Here is a 12806-nt window from a genome sequence, read left to right on the forward strand (position 1 = left end):
CCCCCGTTACAGCAGCGCGAACTGCCCCTCCGGGCCCTCCTCCTGATGGTCCAGCACGGACGCGGGCCGCCGGGCCCCGTCGGGCACCGGCAGCACTCCGGCCTCCCGCAGCGCGGCACGCGTCGGCCCGCCCGCACCGACGCGCTCCGCGAGCGCCGCGCGCTCCGGACCCCGCTCGGCCAGCAGCGCGAGCACGGTGACCAGCTCCAGCAGCTCCGAGGTCCACTCCTGCGGCCAGACGGCCGGGCCGATCGCCTCCAGACCGCCCGGCTCGGCGACCGCCGTCCGCCGCGCGAACCACTGCTCGACGATCCGCACCCCGCCGACCTCGAACTCCCAGGCCCCGGCCGGGACCGGCGAGATGCGGCCTTCGCCCAGGCTCAGGACCTCGCCCTCGGGGTCGTACGCGAGCGTCGCCGGCCGCGCCGGGATCGCCGCCCGCACGTACGGCCTGCGGCCGCCCGGCAGCCGGGGCCGCTCGCCGCCCCGGGCCCCGCGCAGCTGCACCGCCACGAGCTCCCGGCCGAACGCCACTCCCTCCGCCCACAGCGCCGGATCCTCCGGCAGCGGCACCCGGCAGCCCCCGGCGGAGGGCAGCGCCGCCGCCACGGCCCAGGCCAGCACGTCCGCGGCGCCGACCTCGTGCCCGTAGCGGCGGCTCAGGAAGGGCAGCAGACCGGGCGCGAGGTTCGGCTCCCGGCCGCCGGGGCGGCGGAACAGCGGGCGGATGCGGCCGGGGCGGCCCGCGGGGGAGCGCCCGTCGGGCAGCGCGGCCGTCACGAGCAGCGCGGGACCGGCCGCACCCGGCACGTACCCCTGCTCCACGGCGAACAGCTGGCGGTCGTCGGCGACCCGCCACAGCTCGGGGCGCGCGGTGTCGATCAGCCGGTGGTCGGGCAGCAGCCACTGCTCGTCGAACGGCCCGTGCGCGAGCCGCACCGGCTCGGGGCAGGGCCCGGCCTCACGGGCGAACCGCACGGTGCCCGTGCGCTGTCCGGGCAGCGCGGCCACCGAACTCGACGGCGTCCGGGCCCGGCTGGCCTCGAACAGCGCCTCCCGCTCGGCCCCCTCGCTCGCCACGAGCCGCTCCCACCGCGCCCTGAGCGTGCGCCGGTCCGGCGCGACGATCCAGGAACGGCCCAGCCGCAGCGGCGCCACGGACCAGGGCATGAGGTCGTCCAGCAGGGGCACGTCGTCCGTGGGGGCGTCCGGCCTGGGGGCTACCGTCATGCCCCGCATGCTATGAGGTTCCGCCCTCCCCGTGCCGCCGCCCTCCGCTCCGCGCGGACCGCCGGCGGCCTCGCCGGGCGCCGCCGCCGGGGCCCGGGAGCCCGCGAGCCGGGGGCGGGCCCGTGGCCCTCCCGCCGAAAGACGGGGCCGCCGCCCCGCGGAGCGGGCTCAGTGGGCCTCCACCGTCACCGTGAACGAGAAGCGGTCGCCCCGGTAGCGGATGCGGGCCACGTCGACGACCCGGCCCGCGTCGTCGTAGGTGACGCCCGTGTAGTGCAGGATCGGCGACAGCAGCGGCACGTCGAGGAGGGCCGCGGTCTCGGGGTCGGCGAGGCGGGCCTCGACGGTGTCGGTGATGCGGCTGATCCGGACCCCGACCACGTCCCGCAGCACCTTCGTCATCGGCCAGCGCTCCAGGTCGGCCGGGTCGATGCCGGCCGCGATGTCGGGGAGCACCGCGTTCTCCGCCCAGTTGGTCGGCTCGCCGCTCTCGCCGTCGGCGCGCAGCCGGCGGAAGACGGCGACCTCGCCGGTGGCCGGGAAGTACTCGGCGAGCTCGCCGGGGACCGGCTCGGTGCCGTGGCCGAGCACGGTGGTCCGCTCGCCGGACTGCTGCGCCACGATCGCGTCGATCGAGCCCAGCAGCCGGCGGGGGGTGGAGCGCCGGGCGCCCGGTTCGATGAAGGTGCCGCGCCGCCGGTGCCTGCTGATCAGGCCCTCCTCCTCCAGCTCCTTGAGGGCCTGGCGCATGGTCAGCACGCTCACGCCGTAGTGCGCGGCGAGCTGCTCCTCGGTGGGCAGCCGCAGCGAGGCGTCGGGGGTGCGGCCCAGTATGGAGGCGCGCAGCGACTGCGAGACCTGGTACCAGAGCGGCAGCTTCCGGTTCAGGACCAGCGAGTCGGGAGCGAAGGCGGTCACGGCTCTCTCCAACGACGACAACGAGACACCCGGCCGGATGGTACGGCTGTCACGGCCGGAAGTGGCGCTCCAGACCCTGCCACACGTCGTCGTAGGCGCGCTGCAGGTGGTCCGCCTCCGCCGCCTGCGCGGTGACGGTGACCGGCCAGCGGGTCTCGAACATGAAGGCCAGGCCGTCGTCGATCTTCTGCGGCTTCAGCTCGGCGGCGCTCGCCTTGTCGAAGGTCTCGCGGTCCGGGCCGTGCGCGGACATCATGTTGTGCAGCGAGCCGCCGCCCGGCACGAAGCCCTCCGCCTTGGCGTCGTACGCGCCCTCGATCAGGCCCATGTACTCGCTCATCACGTTCCGGTGGAAGTACGGCGGCCGGAAGGTGTCCTCGCCGACCAGCCAGCGCGGGGCGAAGACCACGAAGTCGACGCCGGCGAGGCCGGGGGTGTCCGACGGCGAGGTGAGCACCGTGAAGATCGACGGGTCCGGGTGGTCGTAGGAGATCGTCCCGATGACGTTGAAACGGCGCAGGTCGTAGACGTACGGCGTGTGGTTGCCGTGCCAGGCCACGACGTCCAGCGGCGAGTGGTCGTAGGTCGCGGCCCAGAGGTTGCCGCAGTACTTGTTGACCACCTCGACCGGGCCCTCGACGTCCTCGTACGCGGCGACCGGCGCCCGGAAGTCACGGGCGTTGGCCAGGCCGTTGGCGCCGATCGGGCCGAGGTCGGGGAGCTGGAACGGCGCCCCGTAGTTCTCGCAGACGTAGCCGCGGGCGGTCTCGTCCAGGAGCTCGACGCGGAAGCGGACCCCGCGCGGGATCAGCGCCACCTCGCCGGGACCGGCCGCGAGGTCGCCGAGCTCGGTGCGCAGCAGCAGGCCGCCGTGCTCGGGGACGATCAGGAGCTCGCCGTCGGCGTCGCTGAAGATCCGCTCCATGGAGGCGTTCGCGTGGTAGAGGTGCACGGCCATGCCGGCCCGCTGGGTCGCGTCGCCGTTGCCGCCCAGGGTCCACAGGCCGGCCAGCCAGTCCGTGCCGGGGGCCGGCTGCGGCAGCGGGTTCCAGCGCAGCCGGTTGGGGTCGGGCACGGCCTCGGTGAAGGGCGCGCTGCGCAGGGCGCCGTTGTCGATCCGCGCGAACGGCGGGTGCGCGGCCGAGGGGCGGATCCGGTAGAGCCAGGAGCGCCGGTTGTGCGCCCGCGGCTCGGTGAAGGCACTGCCGCTGAGCTGCTCCGCGTAGAGGCCGAGCGGCGCGCGCTGCGGCGAGTTACGGCCCTCCGGGAGGGCCCCCGGGACGGCCTCCGAGCTGTGCTCGTTGCCGAAACCCGTGCTGTAGGTCAGCGCTTCGGCCGTCTTTCTCGCCTGTTCCGCGTTCATCGCCTGCTCCTGTCCTGACGCTCACAACAATCCTATGCATGACCGTAGGATTCCGCTCCCTCTCCCGTCAACGGGGCCGGGACGGGCGCGTCGCCGGGCACCTTGGACGGGGCCCGGCGACGAGGGGTTCCCGGCGGCGGCCACCGGCCGGAACGCCCGCGCCCGTCGGGGAACCGCGGTCCGCCCCCTCGCGGTCCTCCGGCCCACCGCCGTCGCCCCACCGGCCACGGCATGATGGTCCCCGTGCCCCAGCCCACCCCGAAGCACTCGACCGCCCCGGGTCAGGCCCCGCTGCTCCGCCGCGCGCCCGTCCAGCAGCGCAGCGCCGCACGCCTCGCCCGCATCCTCGACGCCTGCGCCGAACTCCTCGACGAGACCGGCTACGAGGAGCTGAGCACCCGCGCCGTCGCCGCCCGCGCCGGCGTCCCCATCGGCTCCGTCTACCGCTTCTTCGGCAACAAGCGCGCCATGGTCACCGCCCTCGCCCACCGCAACCTCGACAGCTACGCCGCCCGGATCACCGCCGGGCTCGCCGCGCTGCCGCCCGCCGACGCCCGGGGCGCCATCGACGCCGTCCTCGACGCGTACCTCGCCATGAAGCGGACCGTGCCCGGCTTCGGCCTCGTCGACTTCGGCATCCCCGCCCCCGTCCCGCCCGCCGGCGAGACCGCCGAGGAGGACCCCAACCGGCGGGTCGCCGAACGCATCTGCCGCCTGCTCGCCGCCTCGCTGGACCGGCCCGCCGACGAGACCCTGCTCCGCAAGGTCCTCGTCTGCGTCGAGGCCACCGACGCCCTCCTCCGCCTCGCCTTCCGCACCGACCCGTCCGGCGACCCCGCCCTGGTCGCCGAGACCCGCGCGCTCCTGCACGCCTACCTCGCGCCCGCCCTCCGGTAGGCCCCCGGCCCCTCGTCCGTGCGGGCCCCTGTCCCACCTCCCTACCGGTCGGTATGCTCGCACCTGCCCGCGCGCCACCGCCGTCGCCCCTGGGAGACCCCATGTCCTCCGCCCCCTCCACCGCCCTGCGCATCTGCCCCCTGTGCGAAGCGACCTGCGGACTGACCCTCACCGTCGACGGCGGCCGGGTCACGGCCGCCCGAGGCGACCGCGACGACGTCTTCAGCCGGGGCTTCATCTGCCCCAAGGGCGCCGCGTTCCCCGAGGTCGACGCCGACCCCGACCGGCTCACCAGCCCGCTCGTCCGCGAGAACGGCGTCCTGCGCGAGGCCGGCTGGGACGAGGCGTTCGACCGCATCGCCGCCCGCATGCGGCCGCTGATCGAGGAACACGGGCCCAACGCCGTCGGCGTCGTCCTCGGCAACCCCAACGTCCACACCGTCGCCGGCGCCCTCTACCCGCCGCTGCTGATCGGCGCCCTCGGCACCCGCAACCTGTTCACCGCCTCCACCGTCGACCAGATGCCCAAGCACGTCTCCAGCGGACTGCTCTTCGGCGACGCCTTCGCCATCCCCGTGCCGGACCTCGACCGCACCGACCACCTCCTGATGCTCGGCGCCAACCCGCTCGACTCCAACGGCAGCCTGTGCACCGCCCCCGACTTCCCCGGGCGCCTCAAGGAGCTGCGCCGGCGCGGCGGCACCCTCACCGTCGTGGACCCGCGCCGCACCCGCACCGCCCGGCTCGCCGACCGCCACCTCGCCCTCCGCCCCGGCACCGACGCCCTCTTCCTCGCCGCCCTCGTCCACACCCTCTTCGCCGAGGACCTGACCGACCTGGGCCACCTCGCCGCCCACGTCGAAGGCGTCGACGAAGTCCGCCGGGCGGTGGAGGACTTCAGCCCCGAGGCGGTCGCCGCCCCCTGCGACCTGGACGCCGAGGCCATCCGGACCACCGCCCGCGAACTGGCCGCCGCACCCACCGCCGCCGTCTACGGACGCATGGGGTCCTCCACCGTCGCCTACGGCACCCTCGGCAACTGGCTCGTCGACGTCCTCAACGTCCTCACCGGCAACCTCGACCGGCCCGGCGGCGCCCTCTTCCCGCTGTCCGCGACCGCCCCCGCGCCCCGCCCGGCCGGGCCCGGCAAGGGCTTCGCGCTCGGCCGCTGGACCAGCCGGGTCTCCGGTCACCCCGAGGCCAAGGGCGAACTGCCGCTCGCCGCCCTCGCCGAGGAGATCGACACCCCGGGGGAGGGGCGCATCCGGGCCCTCATCACCATCGCCGCCAACCCCGTCCTGTCGGCCCCCGACGGCCGGCGCCTCGACGCGGCCCTCGCCTCCCTCGACTTCATGGTCGCCGTCGATCCGTACCTGGGCGAGACCGCCCGGCACGCCGACGTCGTCCTGCCCCCGCCGCCGCCCTCCCAGAGCGCCCACTTCGACTTCGCCTTCAACGGCTTCGCCGTCCGCAACCAGGTCCGCCACACCCCGCCCGCCGTCCCGCTCGGCGACGGCCGCATGGACGAGTGCGAGATCCACGCCCGGCTGATCCTCGCCGTCTCCGGCATGCACGGCGCCCCGCCCGAGGCCGTCGACGCACTCGCCGTCGACAGCACCCTGGCCAAGGCCGTGACCCAGGAGCACTCGCCCGTGTACGGCGAGGACCCCCGGGCCGTCGCCGCCCGCCTCACCGGCGCCACCGGACCCGAGCGGCGCCTCGACCTGATGCTGCGCCTCGGCCCGTACGGACGCTCCCACGGACTCACCCTCGACTCCCTGCGCGCCGCCCCGCACGGCATCGACCTCGGTCCGCTGCGGCCGCGGCTGCCCGGTCTCCTCAAGACCCGCAGCGGCCGGATCGAGCTGCTGCCCGCCCCGATCGCCGCCGACCTGCCCCGACTGCGCGCCGCGCTCGGCTCCGTACCCGATCCCGGCACCCTCCAGCTCGTCGGCCGGCGCCACCTGCGCTCCAACAACAGCTGGCTGCACAACGTCCCCGCCCTCACCGGCGGCTCCAACCGCTGCACCCTCCAGATCCACCCGGAGGACGCCGCCCGGCTCGGCCTCGAAGCCGGTGCCCTCGCCCGGGTCAAGGGGGAGGGCGGCGAGCTGGAGGCCGAGGTGGAGATCACCGACACGGTGCGTCCGGGCGTCGTCAGCCTCCCGCACGGCTGGGGCCACGACCGCCCCGGCACCCGGCTCGGGGTCGCCTCCCGGCGGCCCGGCGTCAACGTCAACCAGCTGCTCGACGGCTCACGGCTCGACCCCCTGTCGGGCACCGCCGTCCTCAACGGCTTCCCCGTCCACGTATCACCGCTGCTGTGACCTGGGGTTTTGCTCGTATTGCTCACACGTGAACATCTTGTTGACGCCGGAAGGGGCCACCTAACGTCATCCGCACCGCCGCTCTGGCGGGAGTTCAAGGGTGAACGTGAGGTGTCCTCCCATGCTGACCGTCCTCGGCTTCGCCATGATCGCGACCTTCCTGGTCCTGATCATGATGAAGAAGATGTCGCCGATCGCGGCGCTCGTGCTCATTCCCGCGCTGTTCTGCGTCGCCGTCGGGCAAGGAGCCCAGCTGGGCGACTACGTCATCGAGGGGGTCGGCAAGCTGGCGCCCACGGCCGCGATGCTGATGTTCGCGATCGTCTACTTCGGCGTGATGATCGACGTCGGCCTGTTCGACCCGATCGTCCGCGGCATCCTGCGCTTCTGCAAGGCCGACCCGGTGCGGGTGGTGGTCGGTACGGCGGTGCTCGCCGCGATCGTGTCGCTCGACGGCGACGGCTCGACCACCTTCATGATCACGGTCTCGGCGATGTACCCGCTCTACAAGCGGCTCGGCATGAGCCTGGTCGTCATGACCGGTGTCGCCGCCATGGCCAACGGCGTCATGAACACCCTGCCCTGGGGTGGCCCCACCGCGCGCGCCGCCACGGCGCTCAAGCTGGACGCGGGGGACGTCTTCGTCCCGATGATCCCGGCGCTCGCGACCGGTCTGCTGTTCGTCCTCGCCCTCTCCTACGTCCTCGGCCGCCGCGAGCGCCGGCGCATCGGCTATCTCAGCCTGGACGAGGCCCTCGCGCCGACGACCGGGACGGTCCTGGTCGCGACGGGCGGCGCCGCCGGCGCGGGCGCCGGTACGGGTTCGGGCGGCGGTACGGGGTCGGCCGCCGGTACGGGTTCGGGCGGCGGTACGGGGTCGGCCGCCGGTACGGGTTCGGGCGGCGCGGCCGGTACGGACGGGGCCGACGGGGGCCTGGGGGCCGGGCTGCCCGAGGGCGGTGCGCCGCCGGCCGAGGAGGACGGCTTCCAGGGGCTCGACCCGGACCGCGCGACCCTGCGGCCGAAGCTGTACTGGTTCAACGCCGGTCTCACCGTCGCCCTGCTCGGCGCGATGATCCTCGAACTGCTGCCGATCCCGGTGCTCTTCCTGCTCGGCGCCGCGCTCGCGCTCACCGTCAACTTCCCGCAGATGGCCGACCAGAAGGCCCGTATCGCGGCCCACGCCGACAACGTCCTGAACGTCGCCGGCATGGTCTTCGCCGCCGCCGTCTTCACCGGCGTCCTCACCGGCACCGGCATGGTCAAGCACATGGCCGACTGGCTCGTCGGCGCCATCCCGGAGGGCATGGGCCCGCACATGGCCCTGGTCACCGGTCTGCTGAGCCTGCCGCTCACCTACTTCATGTCGAACGACGGCTTCTACTTCGGCGTGCTGCCGGTCCTCGCCGAGGCCGGCGCGGCACACGGCGTGTCGCCGCTCGAGATCGCCCGCGCGTCGCTCGTCGGCCAGGCGCTGCACATGTCCAGCCCACTGGTTCCGGCGGTGTACGTGCTCGTCGGCATGGCGAAGGTGGAGTTCGGCGACCACACCCGCTTCGTGGTGAAGTGGGCGGCCCTCACCTCACTGGTGGTCCTCGGGGCGGGGATCCTCTTCGGGATCGTCTAGAGGGCGAGGCCGTCCCTAGGGCCGGACGGGTGGAAGTGGGGCGGTGGCACGGCACGGTGTCACCGCCCGTCGTCATCTGATGACCAATAGTCAGATTATCGGCCTCATCGATCCGATATCGCTGTACGACTGGAGGAACCCCCATGACCGCTCTGTCCGTCCGCCCCCTGCTGTCGACCCTCGTGGCCGGCCTCGCCCTGGGCGCCGTCACCCTGGCCGGGGCGCCCGCCGCGTTCGCGGCCCCGGGTGACGACGGCGACATCAAGGTGCACCGCAAGGGCACCGACGAGCCCGACCAGAGCAACCACCCCAAGGTCTGCGAGTTCCACTTCGCGGCCTTCAACTTCCGGGACATCCCGGGCTCGCAGATCCGCTGGGACATCTACAACCAGCCCCCCACCAACTCCGAGTCGCTGCGCGACGGGCTCATCGCGCTCAACACCGCCGGCACCGGCTACAGCCCCGACATGTCGCTGCCCGACGGCCAGTACAAGGTCGAGGTGACCTGGACCGGCCAGATGGGCGCGAAGAAGAGCAAGGTCTTCCGGGTCGACTGCGAGAACGGCAACGGCGGCAACGGCAACGGCGGTCCCGGCGGCGGGAACGGCCACCACAAGCCGCCGCACGGCCCGGTCGGAGCGGGCGGCGGCGGAGTGGCGCAGACCATGGCCGCCGAGGAAGGCTCCGCGTTCGGCGTCGGATCGGCCCTCGCCGCGGGTCTCGCGGGCACCGCGGCTCTGGTCCTCGTCCGCCGTTCGCGCCGCCGCCGTGCCGATGGCGCCGCGTAGGTCCCCTTCCCCGCGCGGGACGGCCACCGCCGGCCGGGTCCCCGTCTCGTTCCCGGCGTCAGCGCCGGGCGAGCGGAGCCCGGGCCGGCCCCACCCGCGCGGGCCCGCCCGCCCGCGCGGCCGCACCACCACCCGCAGGCAGCGCCGGCTCCTCAGGCTCGCCAGAACCGTCGTCGTGACCGTGTCCCTGGTCACCGGCGGCGTCTGGTGGGCGCAGGGCGAGGAGCCGGCGGGCCCCGCGCCGGCCGCCGCCGCCGCGCACGGCGCGGCGGCACCGGCGGGGTCGGCCGGGGCGGAAGGAAAGGCGGGCGGGGGCGACGGTGCCGGCACCCCGCGCCGCGCGGCCCGGGCCACCGCCGAGCCCACGGCCCCGCCCGCGCCCCTGGGCCGGTCCCGGCCCACCACCCTCGCCGTCCCCGCGATCACCATCGAGGCCCCCGTCATGGGGCTGGGCCTCGACAGCGAGGGGCGGCTCGCGACCCCGCCGGTCGACAACCCGCGGATCGTCGGCTGGTACAAGAACGGCGTCACGCCCGGAGAGCGCGGCACCGCCGTCGTCGTCGGCCACCGCGACACCCGCACCGGGCCCGCGATCTTCATCAACCTCAACTCCCTCTCCCCGGGCAACACCGTCCGGATCGCCCGCGCCGACGGCCGCGTCGCCGTCTTCACGGTCGACCGGGTGCGGACCTACGCCAAGTCCGCCTTCCCCGACAAGGAGGTGTACGGCGCCGCGAACCGCCCCGAACTGCGCCTGCTGACCTGCGGCGGAAGCTTCCAGGCCAAGGAGGGGTACGCCTCCAACATCGTCGTGTTCGCCCACCTCACCGGCGTCGAACGGCAGATCTGACACGGGCGGCCCCACGCGGGAAGGGCCGTTCCGCCGGCCGTTCCGCCGGCCGTTCCGCCGGCCGTTCCGCCGGCCGTCCGTCCGGCCGGTCCGCCGGGGTCGCCCGACGGCGGGCCGAGGCCCCGGCGAGGACGGATCCGCCGGTTCACCGGCGCCGCTCCCGTGCGGGAGGGCCGTGGACACGGCGGGGGGTGGAGGGCGAGGATCGGTCCGCACCGGGAGAAGGGGCCTGGCGCCAAAAAACTAACAGCGCTAGTTTGGGTGTGCCCGTGCCCCGACATGCGAGGAGAGACAGCGGATGAAGGCCCACGACGCGATATACATCGGCGGGGAGTGGCGGGCCGCCGCCTCCTCGGAGACGATCGCGGTCACCGACCCGGCCACCGAGCAGGTCGTCGGCCACGTCCCGGCCGGCTCCGCCGAGGACGTCGACGCCGCCGTACGGGTCGCCCGCGCCGCCTTCCCCGGCTGGGCCGCGACCCCGCCCGCCGAGCGGGCCGCCCGGCTCGCCGCCCTCCGCGACGCGCTCGCCGCCCGCGCCGAGGAGATCGCCGCCACGGTCACCACCGAGCTCGGCGCCCCGCCGCAGCTCGCCGCCGCCGTGCACACCGGGCTGCCGATCGCCGTCGCCGGCTCGTACGCCGAACTCGCCGCCACCCACCCCTTCGAGGAGAAGGTCGGCAACTCCACCGTCTACTCCGAGCCGGTCGGCGTGGTCGCCGCGATCACGCCCTGGAACTACCCGCTCCACCAGATCGTCGCGAAGGTCGCCCCGGCCCTCGCCGCGGGCTGCGCGATCGTCCTCAAGCCCGCCGAGGACACCCCGCTCACCGCCCAGCTCTTCGCCGAGGCCGTCCACGAGGCCGGCGTCCCGGCCGGTGTCTTCAACCTGGTCACCGGGCTCGGCACGGTCGCCGGGCAGGCCCTCGCCGAGCACCCCGACGTCGACCTCGTCTCCTTCACCGGATCCACCGCCGTCGGCCGGAAGATCGGCGCCCTCGCCGGCGGCGCCGTCAAGCGGGTCGCCCTCGAACTCGGCGGCAAGTCCGCCAACGTGATCCTGCCGAGCGCCGACCTCGGCAAGGCCGTCGCCGTCGGCGTCGCCAACGTCATGTCCAACTCCGGCCAGACGTGCAGCGCCTGGACCCGGATGCTGGTGCACCGGGACCAGTACGACGAGGCGGTCCGGCTGGCCGCGACGGCCGTCGCCAAGTACGTCCCGGGTGAGCGCGTCGGCCCCCTCGTCAACGCCCGCCAGCGCGACCGGGTCCGCGGCTACATCGAGAAGGGCCTCGCGGAGGGCGCCCGGCTCGTCGCCGGCGGCCCCGAGGCCCCGCTCGAGACCGGCTACTACGTGGCCCCCACCGTCTTCGCCGACGTCACCCCCGAGATGACCATCGCCCAGGAGGAGATCTTCGGCCCGGTGGTCTCGATCATCCGCTACGAGGACGAGGCCGACGCCCTCGCCATCGCCAACGGCACCGTCTACGGTCTCGCCGGTGCCGTGTGGGGCGAGCCGGAGGAGGCCGTGGCCTTCGCCCGGCGGATGGAGACCGGCCAGGTCGACATCAACGGCGGCCGCTTCAACCCGCTGGCGCCGTTCGGCGGCTGGAAGCAGTCGGGCGTGGGCCGCGAGCTCGGCGCGCACGGCCTCGCCGAGTACCTCCAGACCAAGTCCCTGCAGTTCTGAGCGCCAGCGCCGTACTCGCCGAAGGAGCCCCCGCGTGATCCGCGCCGCCGTCCTGCCCGCCGTCGGTTCCCCCCTGGAGATAACCGGCATCGAACTGCCCGAGCCCGGCCCCGGCCAGGTCCGGGTCCGCCTCGCCGCCGCCGGCGTGTGCCACTCCGACCTGTCGCTGTCCAACGGCACCATGCGGCTGCCGGTGCCCGCCGTCCTCGGCCACGAGGGGGCCGGCACGGTCGTCTCCGTCGGGGAGGGCGTCACCCATGTCGCCCCCGGCGACGGGGTCGTCCTCAACTGGGCCCCGTCCTGCGGTGCCTGCCACCACTGCGGGCTCGGCGAGGTCTGGCTCTGCGCGAACGCCCTGGCCGGCGCCGCGCACGTCCACGCCCGCACCGAGGACGGCACCGAACTGCACCCCGGCCTCAACGTGGCCGCCTTCGCCGAGGAGACCGTCGTCGCGGGCAACTGCGTGCTGCCCGTGCCCGACGGCGTGCCGCTCACCGAGGCCGCCCTGCTCGGCTGCGCCGTCCTCACCGGCTGGGGCGCCGTCCACCACTCCGCCCGGGTCCGGGCCGGGGAGTCCGTCGCCGTCTTCGGGGTCGGCGGCGTGGGTCTGGCCACCCTCCAGGCCGCCCGGATCGCGGGGGCCTCGACCATCGTCGCCGTCGACGTCTCGCCCGAGAAGGAGGAGCTGGCCCGGGCCGCCGGCGCCACCGAGTACGTCGTCGCCTCCGAGAACACCGCCCGGCAGATCCGCGGCCTGACGGGCGGTCACGGCGCCGACGTGTCCGTCGAGTGCGTCGGCCGCGCCGCCACCATCCGTACCGCCTGGGACGCCACCCGGCGCGGCGGCCGCACCACGGTCGTCGGCATCGGCGGCAAGGACCAGCAGGTCGCGTTCAACGCCCTGGAGATCTTCCACTGGGGCCGCACCCTGTCCGGCTGCGTCTACGGCAACTCCGACCCGGCCCGTGACCTGCCGGTCCTCGCCGAGCACGTCCGCGCCGGCCGGCTCGACCTGAACGCCCTGGTCACCGAACGCATCACCCTGGAGGGCATTCCGGGCGCGTTCGACAACATGCTGGCGGGCAAGGGCGGCCGCGCGCTGGTCGTGTTCTAGCC

General features: G+C 74.8%; 10 protein-coding genes. 7 read left to right on the forward strand and 3 right to left on the reverse strand.

Going from position 1 to position 12806, the window contains the following annotated elements; translation table 11 throughout:
• Window positions 1-6: 6 nt before the first annotated feature.
• From ABD954_RS27325 to hmgA, 3 genes are all read right to left on the reverse strand, one after another.
• Window positions 7-1239: a type ISP restriction/modification enzyme gene (locus ABD954_RS27325; protein WP_345489899.1), complete on the reverse strand. Its 1233-nt coding sequence runs from the start codon at window positions 1237-1239 to the stop codon at window positions 7-9.
• Window positions 1240-1398: 159 nt separating this feature from the next.
• Window positions 1399-2148 (reverse strand): GntR family transcriptional regulator, encoded by a 750-nt coding sequence (locus tag ABD954_RS27330; protein WP_345489901.1) that lies wholly within the window; start codon window positions 2146-2148, stop codon window positions 1399-1401.
• A gap of 49 nt (window positions 2149-2197) precedes the next feature.
• The gene (gene hmgA / locus ABD954_RS27335) at window positions 2198-3511 is read right to left on the reverse strand and encodes a homogentisate 1,2-dioxygenase (RefSeq protein WP_345489903.1); all 1314 of its coding nucleotides are present in this window, start codon (window positions 3509-3511) and stop codon (window positions 2198-2200) included.
• Window positions 3512-3745: 234 nt separating this feature from the next.
• On the opposite strand from hmgA, the gene ABD954_RS27340 reads away from it, so the two are divergent.
• From ABD954_RS27340 to ABD954_RS27370, 7 genes are all read left to right on the forward strand, one after another.
• Window positions 3746-4408, forward strand: a complete 663-nt coding sequence (locus ABD954_RS27340; RefSeq protein ID WP_345492502.1) for a TetR/AcrR family transcriptional regulator — start codon at window positions 3746-3748, stop codon at window positions 4406-4408.
• A 101-nt stretch (window positions 4409-4509) separates the two neighbouring features.
• Window positions 4510-6735: a molybdopterin oxidoreductase family protein gene (locus tag ABD954_RS27345; protein WP_345489905.1), complete on the forward strand. Its 2226-nt coding sequence runs from the start codon at window positions 4510-4512 to the stop codon at window positions 6733-6735.
• A gap of 121 nt (window positions 6736-6856) precedes the next feature.
• Complete coding sequence (locus tag ABD954_RS27350) at window positions 6857-8362, forward strand: CitMHS family transporter (RefSeq protein WP_345489907.1); 1506 nt, start codon at window positions 6857-6859, stop codon at window positions 8360-8362.
• A 143-nt stretch (window positions 8363-8505) separates the two neighbouring features.
• Entirely contained in the window at window positions 8506-9150 is a 645-nt protein-coding gene (locus ABD954_RS27355) for a hypothetical protein (RefSeq protein WP_345489909.1), read from the forward strand.
• 175 nt (window positions 9151-9325) lie between these two features.
• On the forward strand, window positions 9326-10000 hold the full coding sequence (locus tag ABD954_RS27360; protein WP_345489911.1) for a class F sortase: 675 nt from the start codon (window positions 9326-9328) through the stop codon (window positions 9998-10000).
• 298 nt (window positions 10001-10298) lie between these two features.
• A complete protein-coding gene (locus ABD954_RS27365) occupies window positions 10299-11690 on the forward strand; it encodes an aldehyde dehydrogenase family protein (protein WP_345489913.1) in 1392 nt (463 codons plus the stop codon).
• A gap of 34 nt (window positions 11691-11724) precedes the next feature.
• Entirely contained in the window at window positions 11725-12804 is a 1080-nt protein-coding gene (locus ABD954_RS27370) for a Zn-dependent alcohol dehydrogenase (RefSeq protein ID WP_345489914.1), read from the forward strand.
• The last annotated feature ends 2 nt before the right edge of the window (window positions 12805-12806 follow it).

Source organism: Streptomyces roseoviridis (assembly GCF_039535235.1).
Classification (GTDB): domain Bacteria; phylum Actinomycetota; class Actinomycetes; order Streptomycetales; family Streptomycetaceae; genus Streptomyces; species Streptomyces roseoviridis.